This is a genomic window from Mesorhizobium sp. M0923, assembly GCF_040319365.1.
Taxonomy (GTDB): domain Bacteria; phylum Pseudomonadota; class Alphaproteobacteria; order Rhizobiales; family Rhizobiaceae; genus Mesorhizobium.
Map to the genome: position 1 here is coordinate 126,835 of NZ_JAMYNW010000002.1, position 19,346 is coordinate 146,180.

The following is a 19,346-nucleotide window of genomic DNA, read 5'->3' on the forward strand; positions in this document are numbered from 1 at the left end:
TGCAACGAGCAAAGGAGCCTCAAGATGAATGCCCTCACTCCCGCCGTCTCGACGGGACCGTTGCCTGCCTCACGCAAAATCCACAAATCCGGTACCATCCACCCGCAGCTCATGGTGCCGATGCGCGAAATCTCCGTCCATCCGACGGCCGGCGAGCCGCCCGTCACCGTCTACGATTCGTCCGGCCCCTATACGGACCCCACTGTCGAAACCAGCATCGAAAAAGGCCTAGCCCGGCTTCGCCATGAATGGATTGCAGCACGCGGCGACGTTGAAGCCTATGACGGCCGCCATGTCCGGCCGGAAGACAATGGAGTTGCGGCGGGCGAGCGCCTGACACCGGAATTTCCCATTCGCAACCGGCCACTCAGGGCCAAGGCACGCAAGGCGGTGACCCAGCTTGGCTATGCGCGCGCCGGCATCATCACCCCCGAGATGGAGTTCGTCGCCATCCGCGAGAACCTCGGCCGTCAGATGTCGCGCGGCAAGCTGCAGCGCGACGGCGAAGCCTTCGGCGCGGCCATCCCCGATTTCGTAACGCCGGAGTTCGTGCGGGACGAGGTGGCGCGCGGACGGGCAATCATTCCCGCCAACATTAATCATCCCGAGAGCGAGCCGATGATCATCGGCCGCAATTTCCTGGTCAAGATCAACGCCAATATCGGCAATTCAGCGGTCACCTCCTCGATGGCCGAGGAAGTGGAAAAGATGGTGTGGGCGATCCGCTGGGGCGCCGACACGGTGATGGACCTGTCGACCGGTCGCAACATCCACAACATCCGCGAATGGATCGTGCGCAATGCGCCGGTGCCGATCGGCACGGTGCCGCTCTATCAGGCGCTGGAGAAGGTGGGCGGCATCGCCGAGGATCTGAGCTGGGAGGTCTATCGAGACACGCTGATCGAACAGGCCGAACAAGGCGTCGACTATTTCACCATCCACGCCGGCGTGCGGCTCCACTATATTCCGATGACTGTTGACCGGGTCACGGGCATCGTCTCGCGCGGTGGCTCGATCATGGCCAAATGGTGCCTGCACCATCACAGGGAGAGCTTTCTTTACGAGCATTTCGCGGAGATATGCGACATCTGCCGGGCCTATGACGTCTCCTTCTCGCTCGGTGACGGGCTTCGTCCGGGCTCCATCGCCGATGCCAATGATGCGGCGCAATTCGCCGAACTGGAAACGCTGGGCGAGCTGACGCAGATCGCCTGGGCCAAGGATTGCCAGGTGATGATCGAGGGGCCCGGCCACGTGCCGATGCACAAGATCAAACAGAACATGGACAAGCAGCTCGCTGTCTGCGGCGAGGCGCCGTTCTATACGCTTGGACCGCTGACCACCGACATTGCGCCGGGCTACGACCACATCACCTCAGGCATCGGCGCCGCCATGATCGGCTGGTTCGGCACGGCCATGCTCTGCTACGTCACGCCGAAGGAGCATCTCGGCCTTCCCGATCGCAACGACGTCAAGACCGGCGTGATCACCTACAAGATCGCGGCGCATGCCGCCGACCTGGCGAAGGGCCATCCGGCAGCGAAAGCCAGAGATGATGCCCTTTCCCGCGCGCGCTTCGAGTTTCGCTGGGAAGACCAGTTCAACCTGTCGCTCGATCCCGAAACCGCGCGGTCCTTCCACGACCAGACCTTGCCCAAGGAAGCGCATAAGGTGGCGCATTTCTGCTCGATGTGCGGGCCGAAATTCTGCTCCATGCGTATCTCCCACGACATCCGCGCCGAGGCACAGAAAGAAGGCATGGCGGCGATGGCGGCGAAATACCGTGAAGGCGGCGATCTCTACATGCCAGCTGACGAGACCGGCGCACCGCTCGTGCCGGAGGCGCACGAGCGACCATGAGGATGCTGGTAAAAGGGGCCGGCGTCGCCGGCCTCACCGCGGCCTTCGAACTCGCCGTCCGCGGCGCGACGGTCACAGTCGCCGAGACAAGACATGCCCTCGGCGGCAATGCGTCGTGGTTCGCCGGCGGCATGCTGGCGCCATGGTGCGAGTGTGAAAGCGCGGAGCAGCCGGTGCTGGATCTCGGACGTGACGCCGCCGACTGGTGGGATGCGGTACTGCCGGGTCAGGTGACACGGGCCGGAACACTGGTCGTGGCCGCGCCGCGTGATGCCGGTGAGCTTGACCGGTTCGCCCGTCGCACGTCAGGGCATCGGCGTGTCGATGAAGACGAAATTGCGCTCCTGGAACCCGACCTCGTCGGCCGCTTCCGGCGCGGATTGCTCTTCCCCGATGAGGCTCATCTCGACCCGCGTCAGGCGATGGCAGCACTTCATGACAAGCTTGCAGCCATGGGTGTCGAATTCCGCTTCGGCGCCGATGCCCGGCACATTTCCGGCTTCGATCGTCAGATCGATTGCACGGGGATGGCGGCAGAAGACGACGGGCTGCGCGGCGTTCGCGGCGAGATGCTGATCCTGCGCACGCCGGACATTTCGCTGTCACGCCCGGTCCGGCTGCTTCATCCGCGCTTTCCGCTCTACGTGGTACCGCGTACCGATCACCGTTTCATGGTTGGCGCGACGATGATCGAAAGCCAGTCCACAGAACCGGTCACGGCGCGTTCGATGATGGAGTTGCTCAGCGCCGCCTGCGCGCTCCATCCGGCATTCGGCGAGGCCGAGATCGTTGAGGCTGGTGTCGGCGTTCGTCCGGCCTTTCCAGACAACCTGCCGCGCATCGAAACAAGCGGAAACACCGTCGCGATCAACGGCCTCTATCGCCATGGCTTTCTGCTCGCCCCAGCCATGGCCCGCCAGGCGGCCGAACTGTTTTTTAATCAGGACAGAACCAAGGAGCTTGCTCATGAAACTGATGGTCAACGGCGAAGCGCATGAGGTTGCCGCCACCACGCTGGCTGAGCTGCTTGCCGCGCTCGACTATGAGGGCGACTGGCTCGCCACCGCCGTCAACAGCGACCTCGTGCACAAAGCCAACCGGGCAGAATTCCGTTTAAGCGACGGCGACCGAATCGAAATCTTGTCGCCTATGCAGGGAGGTTAGAGCATGTTCGACTTTCTCGGGACGACGCTTCCTTCCCGCCTGCTTCTCGGCACGGCACAATATCCTTCGCCCGCCATCCTTGCCGATGCGGTCCAGGCATCGGGCACGTCGGTGGTGACCGTGTCCCTGCGGCGTGAGATGGCGGGCGGCAGGGCTGGCGAAAAATTCTGGTCGCTGATCCGCTCGCATGGCACAAGAATCCTGCCCAACACGGCCGGCTGCCACTCGGTCAAGGAAGCGGTCACAACCGCGAAAATGGCGCGTGAGGTGTTCGGGACGACCTGGATCAAACTCGAGGTGATCGGCAACGACGACACTCTGCAACCTGATGTGTTCGGCCTGGTCGAAGCCGCCCGCATCCTGTGCGAGGACGGCTTTTCGGTGTTCCCCTATACGACCGACGACCTTGTCGTCGCCGAGCGGCTGCTGGAGGCGGGCTGCAAGGTCCTAATGCCGTGGTGCGCACCGATCGGTTCCGCCCTCGGACCGATCAACATAACGGCGCTGTGCTCGATGCGCAGTCATTTCCCCGAAGTCCCACTGATTGTGGATGCAGGCCTCGGGCGCCCATCGCACGCGGCAACGGTCATGGAACTCGGCTTTGACGCCGTGCTCCTGAATACCGCAGTCGCCAAGGCGGGCGATCCGGTCGGCATGGCGCGCGCATTCGGCAAGGCGGTCGAAGCCGGCCGTGAAGCCTTTCGTTCCGGAATGCTCGAACCGCGCGAGGTCGCGGTGCCGTCGACGCCGACATTCGGCAGGGCGGTTTTTTCATGAAGCTCGATCCCTTCTACCTGATCGTCGACAGCGCCGCCTGGATCGAAAGGTTGGCGCCGCTCGGCGTCAAGCTGGTTCAGCTTCGCATCAAAAGCATGAATGAGACCGGGTTGCGCGCCGAGATCCGGAAGTCGAAGGCCTTGTGTGCCCAACACAAAAGCCAGCTCATCGTCAACGATCATTGGCGCCTGGCAATCGAGGAGGGTTGCGACTTCGTGCATCTCGGCCAGGAGGATCTGCAAACCGCCGACCTCTCCAGGATACGGTCAGCCGGTGTCAGGCTCGGGTTGAGCACGCATGATCATGTCGAGCTGGAAACGGCCATGTTTGCCGAGCCCGACTATGTTGCGCTCGGTCCGATCTATCCCACCATCTTGAAGAAGATGAAGTGGGCGCCGCAAGGACTAGAGCGGATCGGCGAGTGGAACCGTCGGGTGGCGCCGATCCCATTAGTCACTATCGGCGGCCTCAACCTTGACCGCCTCGACGGCGTCTTTGAAGCCGGCGCCAACAGCGCCGCAGTGGTCACCGACATCACGTTGAGCTCCGATCCCGAAGCACGCACGCGAGAATGGATCGAAAAGACGGACCGATGGCGATGAGACGAGAACCGCATGTGCTTGTCGTTGGCGGATCAGATTCCAGCGGGGGTGCTGGAATAGCACGCGATATCGAAACGATCGCTTCCATTGGGGTACGCACCTGTCTGGCCGTGACAGCGCTAACGGTGCAAACGCACGACGCCGTGATGGGAATTCATCGTTCGCCACCAAGCCTGGTGGCCGATCAGATGCGCGTCGCGCTGCAGGCCAACGAAGTGGCGGCAATCAAGATCGGCATGTTGGCGAGTGCCGATATCATTGTTGCCGTTGCCACTGTGCTGCGCAAATGCCCGCAAGTGCCGGCAGTATTCGACCCTGTGCTGGCCTCCACCTCAGGCCGGGCGCTCCTAGAAGCAGACGCTATCGCTGTCATGAAGCGCGATCTGATGCCGCTTTGCTGCCTTATCACGCCTAACCTTCCTGAATTGGCGCTCCTTATTGGCTCAGAACTGGCAATGGATGAGGACGGTGCGCTCCTACAGGGACAAAGACTGCTGGCCGCCGGCCCTCAGGCCTTGCTGATCAAGGGAGGCCACGCATCAGGACCTCGATCAACCGATATTCTGTTGCATTCCGATCAAGAACCAATCCGCTTCGACGCACCGCGCCTTGCCGGATCAATGCGCGGGACGGGTTGCATTCTGGCCAGCGCGATTGCGGCCCATCTGGCGAAGGCGAAGTCGCTCGAAGACAGCGTGCGCGAAGGCAAGCGGCTTGTCTTCGATACATTTCAGAAGAATGGAGCAGAATGAACCCGGTTAAGCGGTACAAGCAGCTTTGGCTGCTGTTACGCTGCATCCTGAGCGTCTTGCTCGCTGGCGCAAACTATCCGATGAAACATCGCAACAACACGACAGGTCAACCCGAGCTCGTGGCAGTAATTTCACCAGGGATCGCGCCAAAATGCGTTAACGACAAGGCTTGAGCTCTAAATCGGCTGGCCGTGCTCTTCGCTCCTCCCGGAAGGTGATGATCTCGCCGCCTTAATAGAGTCGGGACGGAACCGAGTAGACGGCCATATTGGAACAGTCGTCTGGCCCTCTGCATAACCTTCAGATGCGTCTTTGATCATTGCTTGAGGAACGCGCCCGTGTAGGTCTGGCCGGCAAGCGTAACGGTTCCGGCCAGTGCTCCGTCGGGGGCCATGACAAAACTGACGTCCGCGCCATTCGGTAGGCGCTCAAGCTTCAACGTGCTCCCTACAATTCTTCCAGCGCCGGCGGCCTCTCCCGGATAGTTGTCGCCCAGATTTCCCCACGCATAGGTGACCGTCACCTTCCCATTGGAAGAAACCGTTTGAACAGCGAGTTTGGCGTCATACATCCCCTCCAATCGACCGGCCCATAGTCCGGAAAAAGCAGCGTACTTCGGTGGAACGCCCTTGCCAGGTGGAGTGACCGCTCCGGATTGGTCATTGATTGCCGAGCCAGAAGGAACAGCGGCAGGAACCAAGGCAGGTTCTGGAGGAATGATACCAGGTTCTGACGCACGTTCGCGAGTGGCGGGTTGCGGCGTTTCAGGAGCCGATTGGCACGCGCTTAAGGCAAGCGCCGCGAAGCCAAGCACTGCGTTGCGCGTTCGGCGTGCCATCTTCTGGTGCCCTGCCATTTTTGAGTCTAGCGCAGGCCGACCTTATCACGCGTTTTCACAATATGTGTCCACGAAAGGTATGGCGTTCACGCCAGCGGCTCGTCGAAGAACCCGCCGCGGCGGTCGTGAGTGAATGCCTCCCTTGGTCGCCCAAGTAGCCGCCTGGAGCGCCAGTCGCCCGCACCCGATGATTCTTCCAGTGGGTCGAACGGGAGGATCAGCAGTTGACCTTGTTGGAGGCTCCAGATCAGATTGTGAGCCAGTTGCGACTGTATCCTGAACCTTCGAACAAACGAGTACACGCTGGACGACGGATCGAACAAGCTGCTGAATGAACCGCTCTAAATGAAATCGACAGGCCTTGACCGACGACAGCTTGAGCTTTGGCGAGGATAGACGGTTCAGCGAATTCTCACGCCTCGGCGATGCGCGCGCATCCCGGCAGGAACCGAAGCGTGATGGTCTCACCGAAGCGGGGCACCTCACGCCGTTCAGCGCTCAGCAGCAAGGCGAAATCACTCGCCGTGATGCCCTCTCTGATGGACGGCAGGTCAAACGCGCTCGGATAACATCGGGGATCCGCATGCCACCGTCAAGCCAAGCATCACGACCTTTGCCTCTAATCCTCCGACACTCAATGTCGCTTTCGGGACCCGGCAAACCGATCCACGGCACGGCTGGGAGCACGCGCTCCGGGAGCCGGAGTAGACCTTTTAGCGGGTGCGGATGGCAGTTTTGAACGTGCGATCCCATCGTCCCGAACGATGTGGATTTACCAGCAAGCCGCTATGTTTTTGGGCTCCTTCGCCACGTTCGCTCACGACTGGTCACGTTTCCTTTCGCCGTCTCTGTGGGAAACCTGTGGGATGAGCACACCGCGTTCGTGTCTCGCGATTTGAGTTATACTGGGAACGGTTTGCGGCGACTTGGAGAAACCCGGCTTCTTCGTGATCTTCTCGGCGGCGTCTGCCAAGAAATTAGGATGATGATGACCGTAAGTTTCGATCAGGACATCCACCGTAATGCCAAGAAAGCCCGCAGCCTGCCACATATCGGTGCCGGCCTGCATCAACCAAGTCGCCGCGGTGTGGCGGAACACGTGCGGAGTGACGTCGGGCCTCAGGCCGGCGGTTTCGCGCGCCGTCTTGAAGCTCTTGTCTATCGACTGCACCGGCTTTCCATTCCATTCCACGACAAAATCCTGCGATATCTTGCGACCGATGTTCGCACTTTTGCCGCGCGATTTGGTCTCGATGTGGAGATCAGTGCGCGCCCAACGCCGGAGGTGCGCCAGCAGCCGCTCCGGCAAGGGTACGGGGGGTTGCCGCTTCTTGGTCTTCCTAGCGCCGGTGGCACCGCGATAGAAGATACCGCGGTCTAGGTCCACATGACCGCGCCCTTTGGTTGGACGCATGGCGGCACCGCAGATTGCGGCCGAGCGCGTTCCTGTATAAAGCGCGACGAGGATGAAGCGCGCGAGATGTCGCCCAGTTCGCCGGCCACTCTCTTGGCCCTTCCATGTCTGCTTCATACGCCAAGCGGCCCAGATCAGTGCGGCCGCCTCACTGCGGGTCAACCAGCGTTCGCGTGCGGCGGCCTTGTCAGGCAGGATGATGGTCGGTGCGGCGGTTGTATAACCCTCCTTGCGGTAGTAGTTGATGGCGGCACGAAGATCCTCGAGTTGGCGGCGCGCCGCGGCTTCGGTGGGGCGCGACGCAACGTATTCGCGGCAGAGTTTGCCATTGATGGCGGCGAGAGTCTTTTCCCCGAAGAAATCAAGGACCTTGTCCAGCCGAGCCGCCGTCTCTTCTGGTGTGGCGTGCTTCGGTGCAACCTCTTTAAGGTAGAGGTTGACCACATCGGCAATTAAGACGTCCTCGGCTCCCCGCGCTCGGTGGTATTTGCTTCCGATGTAGGCGGCCAGCGCCTTTTCAGCTTCAGTTCCCGGACGGCCTTTTTCGCCGCCGCCAGCGCTGATGAAGCTGGTTCCATCGCGGATAAACCATCCAGCTTTGTTTCGGCGCGTTCCATCTTTTTTCCAGCTTTCGTCACGCCATACCAGGCGTGGCCCTTTCGACGTCCGCGGCATAGTTCCCTCATCCTCGCGATTGCCATCAAGCTCACGTATTCCTTTCCGGCGATTAGCTCCGTTTCAAGTCGACCGGCGTCACGTTCCTTGCGTAGGCCTGCTGCGCTCATCGAGCCGTCGGGAAAGGCAATTCGCGCAGCGATTTCGACGCGCAGTGGCGTGGTCTCGTCGAATTGGTCGGGGATTTTCAATAGGAAGTCCTCAGCAGTTCTTAGGTCCGAGCTGTTCGCGGACCTCGTTGAGCACTCCGTCCTGTCTCGCCGTTCTGGACATGGTCCTGCCGGAGAACTCTTCTCCAAAAAACCGGCTGCGAAAACCGCCCGCCGGAGGTGCTGCGGCGAAGGGGCGCCTTCGACCTGTCAATCGGAGTGGTTGCGCCAACAAGTCTTTGGCTGGCCTCTGCTTCCAGTCCGGCCAGACACACTCCGAAGGGGATTCGACCATCGTTTCAGTATCGATACTGCCGGCAGGGCCTATTGCGTCGCAACGCCCGCGCGCCTCGCGCCGCCTTTCAGGCGAGCAGGGCAGCGGAGTATCTCCTTCGCTTCTTGGCTGGCAACGTCATTGCTGGCGACGATTAGCGGTAGGCCGCGCGTGATGACTACCCACGTCCAAATCGATTACCCGTCGCAAAAAGCGCTCTGTTCGCCATCGAACTCAGCCGCATGCCCTCGGTGTCGCACGCCACAGCGCCGAAGGCGTGATGAAGAACGGAGATGCTTCCAATGGGGGCGACCGGCCGCGCTCGTCGTTCATCGCCGCGCTGTGGTCCTTAATTGCCACTGCTGCACGTTTGTATGTTGCAGCCGCGTTTGTAAACAGGAACGCCGTGACTGAGTTGCTATCCCGCGACAACCTCGGTTGGCTGGCAAGCACAAGAGGACGAGGAGTGCCGGAATCTCCATGACGGGTTTGAAAATCGAGAGAGAGGCTCTCGACTGCCCGTCTCGGAGTACATCCCCATGGCGACTACCGTTCAGAAAATTACCCTTCTGTCCTCGCGAGACTTCGCCTTCAAGAAGGTGGCGTTCTCCACGTCCCAGGCCCGCGTCAAAGCTGACATCTGGATCGAGGACCGACCTGACCTCATAGCTGAAGTGACGACCCACTCGCACCTCATCGTGCGCGAGACCACCAGCGGACGCATCGCGCGCCTTGCCGTCGAGATTCGCGCAGGGTCGGCCACTCCCACTGAGCCGCAGGCGCTCGGACCCGCACTTCTGGGCAAGCTGCTGGAGCGCTATCCCGTGCGCCGCATCGAGACGCGGGAGGATGCATGATGCCCCGGCACGACGCGTCCAACCTGGCGCAACGCTTGGGCCGGCAGGCCGAGGCGGTTTGTCGCCACTATCTATCTAACGGACATCGCGAGGGCCGCTACTGGTTTGTCGGCGATGTCCGAAACACGCCGGGCCGCTCGATGTTCGTGCGGCTCGTCGGCTCGCAGAGCGGAAAGGGCGCAGCCGGCAAGTGGACTGACGCGGCGACCGGGGAGCATGGCGATCTTCTCGATATCATCCGCGAAAGCCGCGGCTTGAGCGACTTCAGGGACGTTGCCCATGAGGCAATAGCGTTTCTCGGGTTACCGCATCCCGAACCAGAGCAGACATCAACCCGGTCGAAGTTGGTGGCCGCGCCGTCGGAAACGTCGGAGAAGGCGCGTCGGCTATTTGCGGTGTCGCGGCCGATTGCGGGCACGGTCGTAGAGACGTATCTGCGCAACCGCAGTATTACTGCTTTGCACGGGACCGAATGCCTGCGTTTTCACCCCCACTGCTATTATCGGTCCGACCAACACTCGCCGACTGAGACCTGGCCGGCGATGATCGCTTCCGTCACCGATGTCTGCGGTCATTTGACCGGCGCACATCGCACCTGGATTGACCCTTCCGGCAAGGGCAAGGCACCAGTAGATACCCCGAGGCGCGCTATGGGCGACCTTCTCGGGCATGCGGTTCGCTTTGGTCGGCCCGGCGAAGTCATGGCGGCCGGCGAGGGCATCGAGACGGTCCTGTCGGTTCGGTGTATCTTGCCCGACATGGCCATGGCCGCAGCACTCTCGGCCGCGCATCTTGCTGCCATCCTGTTCCCGGTCACCCTCAGACGGCTCTACATTGTCCATGACCCCGATCCAGCCGGTGACGGCGCGCGCGATGTCTTGATCGAAAGAGCAAATGCTGCCGGGATCGAGGCGATCGTGCTCTCGCCGGCATTTGGCGATTTCAACGAAGATCTCTGTAAGTTCGGCATTACTGATCTTCGAGCGCGCGCCCGGGTCCAACTCGCCCCACAGGACATCGCCAGATTTATGCCAGTGGCGGCATAGCCCGGAACCGGCAGCTCCCCGCGTCGTGGCATTTGCTCGGGTGCTCCTGAGATCGGAGAGAAACCACCCCTCCGGCCTTCAAGAGGGCGATCGGCCAGCAAACGACCCGGCCTCGCAATGTCTTCGGCCGACTATTTTCCGGCGCGCTCCCAAGGGAGCGCTTTCCATCGCGAGGCAAAATAGCCGGCCTGCGCCCTCCTCCGCTGACGCTCCGGCCCTCCACTTCGCTGCGGGTGCAGGACCGTCCCGCCCGCCGGCTTTCGTCGCCATGAAGAAGGCCGCGAGGGTCGCGGTCCAACCGACGGAGCATCCAAATGAGCGAGCATGACGACTACGAACCGCAGCATTCGTCTTCACCGATCGACCACGCTCTCACCGAACTCCAGCTCTATGGCTACCGGCCCTTCGGGGATGAGCCGGATCCCCGACCGCTTCCGGAGGGCCACCGCGTCGCCGGCGCGATTGCAGACATCTTCGACGCGTTCGTCGCCACCCTGCAAGATACCCGCCTCGAGCCCGACCTCGACGATCTCCTTTGGTCGACCGTCAACGTCTTTCACCGCGCCGCAGATCGGATCGAGCGTGAACTTGACCATAACGAGCAGGCGCAGCGCCGCAGCCAGCGTGAGCAGGACGGCAGCGAAGTGAAATCGGTCGAGCTGGAACGCCTGACGGCCGAAGGACAGACTCTCATCGAACGCCAGAACGCCTTGGAACTGATGCGCGATCAGGCTGCCGAGCACTATGAGCGCCACACCGGATCGAGCTGGCGACCGCGCAGCGGATCAATGGTCAACCACCGCAACCTGACCTCTGCGGTGATCGACAGCCGCGATTTTCTCAGCGCCAAGAAACGCGCCTCGCAGGAAGTCCTTTTGCCACCAGGCCCCAAAATCGCCTTCACCGCCGGTCTCGACTTCAATGATCAGCAGTTGATCTGGGCCAAGCTCGACCAAGTCCACGCCAGGCATCCTGATATGGTCTTGATGCACGGGAAATCGCCGAAAGGTGGCGAAAAGATCGCCTCCTGCTGGGCCGACCATCGTAAGGTACCGCAAATCGGCTTTGCCCCCGATTGGACAAAGCATGGGAAGGCCGCCCCGTTCAAGCGCAATGACGCAATGCTGGACGTGCTGCCGATCGGCGTCATCGTCTTTCCCGGGACTGGAATTCAGGACAATCTTGCCGACAAGGCCAAGAAGCTCGGCATCCCAGTCCTCGACTTCCGCCCCAAGGGAGGCGGCGCATAGCGCCGCTCTCCTATCTTTTTGTCCGTTGCACGACACGGCCGCGGTCGGGCCGGGCGGCTTCTTTCCAATTCGGTGGATTGCGTGGGTTCGGGATGGCGGATTTTCCGCTCCCGGCGCCCCCCGTCTGTTGGGGTATTCAAATCCACGTCCATGCGCAGGTGCGCGACGCTATCTCGCTTACCTTCCGCGTTTCAGCTGCTTCGCAGCCGGCATCACAGGCGAGATGGTGACGTCCGTTCAACCGGACGGGGCGTGGATCGGGGCGAACGCACCGAAGGACCGAGGCGGATCCGATGCTGTTTCTGACCAGCCTGTGCATTGCTTTCGTTGTCGCTGACGCGACATCGCGCGACGCACGCTTCGGGTTCGCCACGACTGCCGTCCCGTTCCAAAGATGGCGAATATCCGGCGATGCACGTCAGCTGGAGCTGAGCCACGGCATGCACGTGTCAAGCGCGGAGCTAGCACCAGCTTGCTGTTCCCTGAAGCCTGCTCAGGGGAAGCATCGACAGCGGTGATCGTGGTAACCGGGCTCTCGCCAGTGCGATGGTTTCGCCTGAAATCCTCCGTTGATCCCTCTATCTGGTCGGCCGCTCCAAACGACCTCTTCGATGGGCTGATCTGGCCGAAGGTCGGCTTCGCCTCAATCGCCTAAGCCGCAATGGCGCCGATCGACTTTCTTCCCCTTTCGGCTTCGCCGTCATTCCTCGCGAAACAACAAAGTCGCTTGGCTGCCATCCTCCGCTGACGCTGCGGTCGCAAGCGATGCGGCGTCGATCGCCTCCGGCCCGCAGATCGCCGTCGAGGCCGCAATGGTGCGGGCTCGAAACAGAGTTCAAGGAGAAAGCTCATGGCGACCATCGGAACGTTCAAAAAGACCGGCAACAACGAGTTCAGCGGCGAAATCGTCACCCTCTCGCTTCGGGCCAAAAACGTCCGCATCGTGCCCGAGGCAAACCGCTCCGGCGACAGCGCCCCCAGCCATCGCGTCTTCGTAGCGCAGGTCGAGATCGGCGCCGCCTGGGCCAAGCGCTCCAGTGAGGGCCGCGACTATCTTGGCCTGAAGTTGGACGATCCAAGCTTCACCGCTCCGATCTACGCCAACCTCTTCGACGATGAGGACGGAGAAGGCCACAGCCTCATTGGTCCCGGCCCAACGGCCGCCGCAACGGCGATTGAGAAGCCGCGAGCTCCCGCCCGCGAACCGGGCGGGAGCCGTCTTTTGCTTGTGAAGCTGCAGCGGAGTGCAGTCGCAGTTCACAGCGGCCATCAAGATCGCAATCCGAGAATCGTCCTCATCATCTTTGAACAATCGGTGCAGGACGTCTGAGCAGATCTGCGGCCTCGATGCCGAGAACGTTTGCCAACTTGTCGACAACGTCTATCGTCGCGCCGTAGACGCTGCGTTCCAATGCACTGATATAGGTGCGATCAACGTCCGCGCGATGGGCAAGTTCTTCTTGCGAAAGCCCCGCCGCCTTTCGGTACCGCCTCAGATTGCGCGCAAATACCTCGCGTATTTCCATGTCCGCGAGTGCAATGCCTTGTCGAGTATTCAGCCACGGAGTATTCTCGACAAACTGACTTCGACGATTGGAAATCGCTTGCTCAAGCCACTGCTCGATCCTGATGTCGCCGACACTGCGCCGAATGACCCGATCCTGACCGGCTATGATGAGGAGCGGCTACTTACCTACATTCGCCTGCTTGACGCGGCGGCGGAAGATGCCGACTGGCGAGAGGTAGCCAGGATCGTCCTGCACATTGACCCAGAACAGGAGCCGGAGCGGGCGTTCCGCTCTTGGGAAACCCATCTTGCACGCGCGCGATGGATGACGACCAGCGGCTACCAGTATCTTCTCGCAGGCGGCGCTCCCCATTGAGCGCCTTGTCATGCTTTGCTGAATCTGCGCAACGATTTGCCGACTCTCCAACTATTCACATTTCTCTTCACCCTGAATGTTGATGCCGGGGCCTCAGATGCAGTTATGCGGAGAGGACAGGAACCGTGCAGGACGATTGGACCGAACCGGCGGCCTACGTGCACATGTGCAGCTACCAAGCTGAGGAGTTCGCCGCCGAGTATCTGATCCGGAACGATAAATTCATCGCCGAGTGCCGCCAGATCGCCTCGCGGCTCTCAGGTTCCGGAGATCCTGTCGATCAGCGCGACTTCGCTGCCCGTTGGGGTGCGCGATTTCAAAACTGCCGGTGCCGGATTTCCGCAGGCTGAGAATATCATCTGGACAGAACAGGCCTCGCCGCGCGTGCTGCGGGCCACGCGGATGTCTGCGTCGATCAGCCCCTCTCATCAGAGAATTCGGCCTTCCAGACTTATCGGAGCCAGCGTTTGGCAGCAGAAGGAAGGACTTCACATTCTTTGGTCTGCTTCAACCGGGAAGAGCCATGTGGTCTGCGAAGACCACTCCGGCGAATTCGATGCTATCCTTCTGCCCCTAGACGCTGCATTTGAGACGCGGCTCGATGCGGCGCGCCGGCTCTGGCGCGCGCTGAACGGCCGAGCGGCCGGTCCATCCTACGGCGCGCTACCGCAACAGACCAAGACCAGGCATATCCTCAATTTGCGCGCGCATGATGGTCACTACATGGGTGCAACCTATCGTCAGATCGCGGAGGTGTTATTGTCGCGCGAGCCGATTGTGCCGCGAGATTGGCGTGATCATCACCTCCGGCACAAGGTCCGGGCTATCTTGCGCCGTGCGGCTTTTTTGGTCGCAGGCGGCTATCGCGATCTTCTCTTCTACCCCCACAGTCGCAGCGGGAAGTCCGGCCGCCGAAGTCGTTCTTCGGGGTAGCAATAACACGCCCCCCGATCTTTGCCCTCCCTCCCCTTTCCCCATTTCGAGCATGGTCCGCTTTGCGCGTCCCGGCAGGCCAGGATGACAGCACAACCGAATGGAGATCGAGCAATGTCGAAGGGTCCCGCGGACGCGCCCCGAAAATACCTGCGCACGAAGGAGGCAGCACCGATCGTAGGACTCTGCGCCCGTACACTCGAAAAGCACCGGACCTACGGCACCGGGCCAAAATACCGAAAGATTGGCGGACGCGTCCTCTATGACATCGACGACTTGCATGCCTGGATAGAGCTCGGCGCACGCACCTCCACCAGCGATGCGAACGCGACCAAAGTTCCGCCGGCAAAACCACATGCAGCCCGCGCGCCGGCTTATGTCGGCAAGCGCGACCGCAGCTTCTGATCTGTGGTGCAACAACAATGCAGTGCCGTGAGACCGTTCAGCAGCAGCTTGCGCTGCCTCATGCCCACTCATCCGGCTTCGCCCCATACCGCACGCGGGACCTCGTGGCGTGGTTGCCGGCCTTATTGGTGAAATCCCGCGGCCTGACAACGATCCACTCTGATGCGGAGAAGGAAACGTTCCGCGTTGAGGCGGCGAATGTGCATGGCACGGCAACGATTTGGAACGCTGACTTCCTGGCCTGGGCTGCGTCGCAAAGCATCCACGCCCATGCCAGGAGATTGCGACCGCGCGTGCCAGCGGCGAAACAGCACCTAACGCCGACCTTCATTTGGCCTGGTCAACGGCGGCACATCCACAGCCGGATGGCCGTATGCGAGCAGCCGAGTCCATACAGGCGCAAGCGTCGTAACGTTTGCCTGCTGCGCCCCAGGATCGAGTCATGAGCAAGCGCACAAAGGTCATCGCGGCGATGATTGGCGGCTCAGTGCTCGCCGCCGCGCCGGCATGGATTAGCCACCCGCCGCTGGCCATCTGGAACGCATCCGCAAGCGTCCCCATCGGCCTCTATCGCATTCTGCCGGCCGACAAAATCCTTGCTGGGAGCATCGCCGTCGTGATGCCGCCCGAGCCATTGGTGGCGTTCATGGCAAGACGCGGATATCTGCCGAAAAACGTGCCGCTCCTGAAGCATGTTTTGGCACTCGGGGGCGCAACCGTGTGCCGCGAAGGTACAGCGATCATCGTCAACGGCAGGACCTATGGACATGCTCGCGAGCGTGACAGCCGCGGTCGATCCCTGCCCAGCTGGCGGGGCTGTCGCGAGATCGCCGACGACGACGTCTTCCTCATGAACCCGAACGCAGCCGAAAGTTTTGACGGCCGCTATTTCGGCCCCCTGCCGCTCGCATCGATTGTTGGCTGCGCGGTGCCCGTCTGGACCACGGAGCGCGCGGCTCCGGTGCTGGATGTCACCAACGACGTTTCCCGGCGATACCGTCACGGCTCGTCTCAACGCTCACTAAACGCTCATGAAAGGAGCACTGCAATGCCCCAGATCGGCACCTTCACGCGCAATGATGACGGCTTCTTCGGCAATCTCTCAACGCTCACAATCGAGGCGAAGATTGCCATCCTGCCTGCCGAGAAATCCAAGACCGAAAACGCGCCCGACCACCTCGTCTATTGCGAGGGAATGGCGGTCGGCGCGGCGTGGGACCACACCGGAGACAAGGCTGGGGACTATGTCTCGGTCTCAATTGACGACCCATCCTTTACGCAGCCGATCCGCGCGAAGCTGTTCCAGTCCGACGCCGAGAACAGCATCTGGAGCCTGCACTGGAACCGGTCATCGAAGCGCGACGGACGAGGCTGAACAGATGCTGTTTGAGCCCTTCGACGAATCTTTTTCGTCAACGCCCTTGATCGATCGGGCGGTCAAACCCTTGGACAGGATCGCCAGTCCGACAGCCGCGCGCGACGAACATCAGGGGCGGCCGGACGCTTGCTTGTCGCTCCAGAGGCCCATTTCATCACAGTTTTGGCAAGGCTTGTCCGGCCGACGAGGCGTTGCGCTTAACGGAAGTGAACACCGTGGCGGACTGGCGGCGCATCGGTTCCGGGGTCCGCGGGATGCCGTCCATCGAGGTATGACAAGGATTGCCACATGCGTCGTGCTCGCCTTCGCGACGCCCGAAGCTCGTGCAGACGCATGCTCTCATGGTGAACTGTCGGCGCACTCCTTGTCGGCTGGCCCGTGGACGCGACATATCCAGGAAGCGGCTAAACGGTTCGCCATTCCAGACCGTTTGCTTAGCGGCGTCATGCATGTCGAGAGCGTCGGCGATGTTCGAGCGCTTTCAAGCAAAGGCGCAATGGGGCTGATGCAGATAATGCCGGCGACGTGGGAAGAATTGCGCATCAAGCATCGACTAGGCGACGATCCCTATCAGCCGCGTGACAATATTCTTGCAGGCGCTGCGTATCTTCGCGAAATGCTCGACAGCTTCGGGCGCAGCGGCTTTCTTGCCGCTTACAATGCCGGCCCTGGACGGTACAAGGAACATTTGTCCACCGGCCGTCCGCTGCCACGCGAGACGGTCGACTACGTCAGGAAACTCGCGCCGCTGATCAATGACGCAGTTCCCAGTCCGAGGTGTGCACGGCAAGGAAGAGACAGAGCCAGCTCACGCAGTACCGCGCTTTTTGCGCATACCAATGACATTCGGAAGGCCGCTGCATTGAATGGCAATGGTTATGCAGACACGACCTTTGCGGCGATTCATTCGTCCGCAATGCAGTCGCTAATGGGCAATTCTGTTGCTGACCTGACCGCGATCGAGCCATGGCCAGGTGAGACCCGTTTCTGGCCGAACCCCGCTGTTCCCGGTCTATTCGCTCAGCCGTCTTTGACTATATCGCGATGACCGGGAGCTTCCTCCTCGATTGCGTTCCGGCCTGTTCCGTCGCGGACATTGCCGCGGAAGGGTTGGCCACGGATAAGGGCGCAAAGAGTGGCAGGATAAAGAGCCGCGAGGTGCGGCTCGGTCGGCCGATTGTTTTCCTTATGAGTTTCAGCTCAATTCGCGATGTGCTGGCACAAACGGCGATGTGCGCTATTCCCATTTTTCGGTTTTTCCAACGGAAACCGCACCTCGTGGGCGCCTAGCATGAAACGTGACGATAGCTTTCGCGTCCGCCCTGGTCACATCCGCTCCCGCGCCGGGCAGCGCGCGCGACCCTTCATCTTCCAGGCGCTTGCGGCCACACAGCGCGCTGGCGGCCATCTTACAAGCAAGGGCCGGATCACCTCCCCACGAGCTTCAACATTTGGCCGCGGCAGGTCGGCGGCCATCCGCGCCAGTCACCTCATGTCTGAGTGCTCACGAGGCGCCGTCGTCAAGACCCGTGTGGTGCGGCAGTTCAGAGGGTCTCCACCACTCGCCACCTATCTCAAGTACCTTCGCCGCGAAGGTGTAACACGTGATGGCGAGAAGGCGAGGATGTTCGGTCCCGACACCGAAGAGGCAGATGATGATGCCTTCTCCGACCGCTGCAAGGACGATCGGCATCACTTCCGTCTCATCGTTTCACCGGACGATGCAATGGAACTCGGTGACCTCAAGAACTTCGCTCGTGAACTGATGGTCGACATGGAACGCGACCTCGGCACGAGGCTCGACTGGATTGCCGTCGATCACTGGAACACCGAACATCCACACGTTCACATCCTCGTTCGCGGCGTTGCCGACAATGGCGAGAATCTTGTCATCTCTCGCGATTATATCCGCCAGGGCATGCGCGATCGGGCGAGCGACATTCTCACCCAGACGCTGGGGCTCCGCACCGACCTCGACATCCGCCAGGCCATCGAGCGGCAGGTCGACACTGAGCGCTGGACGCAGCTCGATCGCCAGCTTGCTCGCGACATCGACCGTCATGGCATCATTGCAGTGGCACCACATCCTGGTGACCAGCCAGACGAGTTCATAGGACTCAAGGTCGGCCGGCTCCGGCAGTTGGAACGGCTAGGCCTCGCGTATGAGATCCATCGGGGCCAATGGATGGTGGCCGAAGAAGCCGAGGCGACTTTGCGCGCCCTCGGCGAACGCGGCGACATCATCAAGCGCATGCACCGCAGCCTCACCGCGCGGGGGCTGGAAAGAGGGACAACCGAGTATGTGCTCGCGGCCGAAAAGATTGATGCGCCGGTGATCGGCCGACTGCTCGAACGCGGCCTGGACGAACTGCGCGGCTCGGCCTACGCCATCGTCGACGGCATCGACGGTCGCCCGCACCATATTCGCTTCTATGACCCTGACGCGGCCGGGGACTCTGCCCCAGGCTCGGTCGTGGAGCTGTGCCGCGATGCGGGTGCAAATGGCTCTTGCAGGGTCAGTCTCGCCGTCCGCTCTGACCTTTCGATCGAACAGCAGGTCCATGCTTCCGGAGCGACTTGGCTCGATCGGCAACTTGTTGCGTGCAAGCCAGCCGAACTCCGCGACGGCGGCTTTGGCAGGGAGGTAAGACAGGCACTCGAAGATCGGGTCGACGAGCTTGCCAGGCGCGATCTGGCCAGGCGCGAGGGACAGCGCGTAATTCTAGCGCGCAATCTGATCGATACGCTACACGTTCATGAGGTGGAATCGCTCGGTATCCGCCTCGCCGCCGAGACCGGCATGTCATTCAGAAACGCTGCCAACGGCGATCATGTGGCTGGGATTTACCGGCAGCGTTTCTCGCTGGCTTCCGGCCGGTTCGCGATGATCGACAATGGGCTGGACTTCAGGCTCGTGCCCTGGTCGTCATCGCTCGAAAAGCGCTTTGGCAATCAGGTTTCCGGAGTCGTGTGTCCGGATACAGGGGGCATGGATTGGAGCTTTGGAAAGAAGCGCGGCATCGGGTTGTGAGACGACACGCGCAGATTCTGTCTGATGCTAGTCTCAGGAAGCCAGCACCGGGCGTCTC

General features: G+C 61.4%; 19 protein-coding genes and 1 pseudogene. 17 read left to right on the plus strand and 3 right to left on the minus strand.

What is annotated here, in order from left to right:
• Positions 1-24 precede the first annotated feature (24 nt).
• From thiC to NKH89_RS04380, 6 genes are read left to right on the plus strand one after another with little or no spacing between them, the layout of a single operon-like run.
• Complete coding sequence (gene thiC, locus NKH89_RS04355; protein WP_352846191.1) at positions 25-1,860, plus strand: phosphomethylpyrimidine synthase ThiC; 1,836 nt, start codon at positions 25-27, stop codon at positions 1,858-1,860.
• Positions 1,857-2,858, plus strand: coding sequence for a glycine oxidase ThiO (gene thiO / locus NKH89_RS04360; RefSeq protein ID WP_352547677.1), 1,002 nt, complete (start codon positions 1,857-1,859; stop codon positions 2,856-2,858). Before thiC ends, thiO begins: the two co-directional genes overlap by 4 nt.
• On the plus strand, positions 2,827-3,024 hold the full coding sequence (thiS, locus tag NKH89_RS04365) for a sulfur carrier protein ThiS (RefSeq protein WP_126104944.1): 198 nt from the start codon (positions 2,827-2,829) through the stop codon (positions 3,022-3,024). The genes thiO and thiS overlap by 32 nt, the downstream gene beginning before the upstream one ends.
• 3 nt (positions 3,025-3,027) lie before the next feature.
• A complete protein-coding gene (locus tag NKH89_RS04370) occupies positions 3,028-3,801 on the plus strand; it encodes a thiazole synthase (RefSeq protein ID WP_352547675.1) in 774 nt (257 codons plus the stop codon).
• Positions 3,798-4,403: a thiamine phosphate synthase gene (locus NKH89_RS04375; RefSeq protein WP_352547674.1), complete on the plus strand. Its 606-nt coding sequence runs from the start codon at positions 3,798-3,800 to the stop codon at positions 4,401-4,403. The genes NKH89_RS04370 and NKH89_RS04375 overlap by 4 nt, the downstream gene beginning before the upstream one ends.
• A complete protein-coding gene (locus tag NKH89_RS04380) occupies positions 4,394-5,155 on the plus strand; it encodes a hydroxymethylpyrimidine/phosphomethylpyrimidine kinase (protein WP_352547672.1) in 762 nt (253 codons plus the stop codon). Before NKH89_RS04375 ends, NKH89_RS04380 begins: the two co-directional genes overlap by 10 nt.
• Positions 5,156-5,471: 316 nt before the next feature.
• Here the strand turns inward: NKH89_RS04380 and NKH89_RS04390 are convergent, their stop codons facing one another.
• A complete protein-coding gene (locus NKH89_RS04390) occupies positions 5,472-5,726 on the minus strand; it encodes a hypothetical protein (RefSeq protein ID WP_352547670.1) in 255 nt (84 codons plus the stop codon).
• Between the two features lie 1,084 nt (positions 5,727-6,810).
• Positions 6,811-8,082 (minus strand): tyrosine-type recombinase/integrase, encoded by a 1,272-nt coding sequence (locus NKH89_RS04395; protein ID WP_352547669.1) that lies wholly within the window; start codon positions 8,080-8,082, stop codon positions 6,811-6,813.
• 962 nt (positions 8,083-9,044) lie between these two features.
• On the opposite strand from NKH89_RS04395, the gene NKH89_RS04400 reads away from it, so the two are divergent.
• The 4 genes and pseudogenes from NKH89_RS04400 (at position 9,045) to NKH89_RS04415 (ending at position 12,837) form a co-directional block, all read left to right on the plus strand.
• Positions 9,045-9,362, plus strand: a complete 318-nt coding sequence (locus NKH89_RS04400; RefSeq protein WP_352547667.1) for a hypothetical protein — start codon at positions 9,045-9,047, stop codon at positions 9,360-9,362.
• Positions 9,362-10,408, plus strand: coding sequence for a DUF7146 domain-containing protein (locus tag NKH89_RS04405; protein WP_352908493.1), 1,047 nt, complete (start codon positions 9,362-9,364; stop codon positions 10,406-10,408). Before NKH89_RS04400 ends, NKH89_RS04405 begins: the two co-directional genes overlap by 1 nt.
• A gap of 314 nt (positions 10,409-10,722) precedes the next feature.
• Positions 10,723-11,658 carry a DUF2493 domain-containing protein gene (locus NKH89_RS04410; RefSeq protein ID WP_352547665.1) on the plus strand — a complete coding sequence of 312 codons (936 nt, stop codon included), beginning with the start codon at positions 10,723-10,725 and terminating at the stop codon, positions 11,656-11,658.
• An 850-nt stretch (positions 11,659-12,508) separates the two neighbouring features.
• Positions 12,509-12,837, plus strand: a pseudogene (locus NKH89_RS04415) (DUF736 domain-containing protein).
• A 119-nt stretch (positions 12,838-12,956) separates the two neighbouring features.
• Here NKH89_RS04415 and NKH89_RS04420 read toward each other — a convergent pair.
• Positions 12,957-13,184, minus strand: a complete 228-nt coding sequence (locus NKH89_RS04420; RefSeq protein WP_352547663.1) for a helix-turn-helix domain-containing protein — start codon at positions 13,182-13,184, stop codon at positions 12,957-12,959.
• Positions 13,185-13,262: 78 nt separating this feature from the next.
• Here NKH89_RS04420 and NKH89_RS04425 point away from each other — a divergent pair, with 78 nt between their 5' ends.
• The 7 genes from NKH89_RS04425 to NKH89_RS04455 all read left to right on the plus strand — a co-directional run bounded on the left by NKH89_RS04425 (position 13,263) and on the right by NKH89_RS04455 (position 19,288).
• On the plus strand, positions 13,263-13,541 hold the full coding sequence (locus NKH89_RS04425; protein ID WP_352547661.1) for a DNA -binding domain-containing protein: 279 nt from the start codon (positions 13,263-13,265) through the stop codon (positions 13,539-13,541).
• A gap of 125 nt (positions 13,542-13,666) precedes the next feature.
• Positions 13,667-13,891, plus strand: coding sequence for a transcriptional regulator domain-containing protein (locus NKH89_RS04430; RefSeq protein WP_352547659.1), 225 nt, complete (start codon positions 13,667-13,669; stop codon positions 13,889-13,891).
• Complete coding sequence (locus NKH89_RS04435; protein WP_352547657.1) at positions 13,848-14,474, plus strand: DUF2285 domain-containing protein; 627 nt, start codon at positions 13,848-13,850, stop codon at positions 14,472-14,474. The genes NKH89_RS04430 and NKH89_RS04435 overlap by 44 nt, the downstream gene beginning before the upstream one ends.
• A 114-nt stretch (positions 14,475-14,588) precedes the next feature.
• Positions 14,589-14,879, plus strand: a complete 291-nt coding sequence (locus tag NKH89_RS04440) for a helix-turn-helix transcriptional regulator (RefSeq protein WP_352639202.1) — start codon at positions 14,589-14,591, stop codon at positions 14,877-14,879.
• Positions 14,880-15,351: 472 nt separating this feature from the next.
• Entirely contained in the window at positions 15,352-16,254 is a 903-nt protein-coding gene (locus tag NKH89_RS04445) for a DUF736 family protein (protein ID WP_352908494.1), read from the plus strand.
• A 298-nt stretch (positions 16,255-16,552) separates the two neighbouring features.
• The gene (locus tag NKH89_RS04450; RefSeq protein WP_502896869.1) at positions 16,553-17,305 is read left to right on the plus strand and encodes a lytic transglycosylase domain-containing protein; all 753 of its coding nucleotides are present in this window, start codon (positions 16,553-16,555) and stop codon (positions 17,303-17,305) included.
• 243 nt (positions 17,306-17,548) lie between these two features.
• Positions 17,549-19,288, plus strand: a complete 1,740-nt coding sequence (locus tag NKH89_RS04455) for a relaxase/mobilization nuclease domain-containing protein (RefSeq protein ID WP_352547649.1) — start codon at positions 17,549-17,551, stop codon at positions 19,286-19,288.
• Positions 19,289-19,346: the final 58 nt, after the last annotated feature.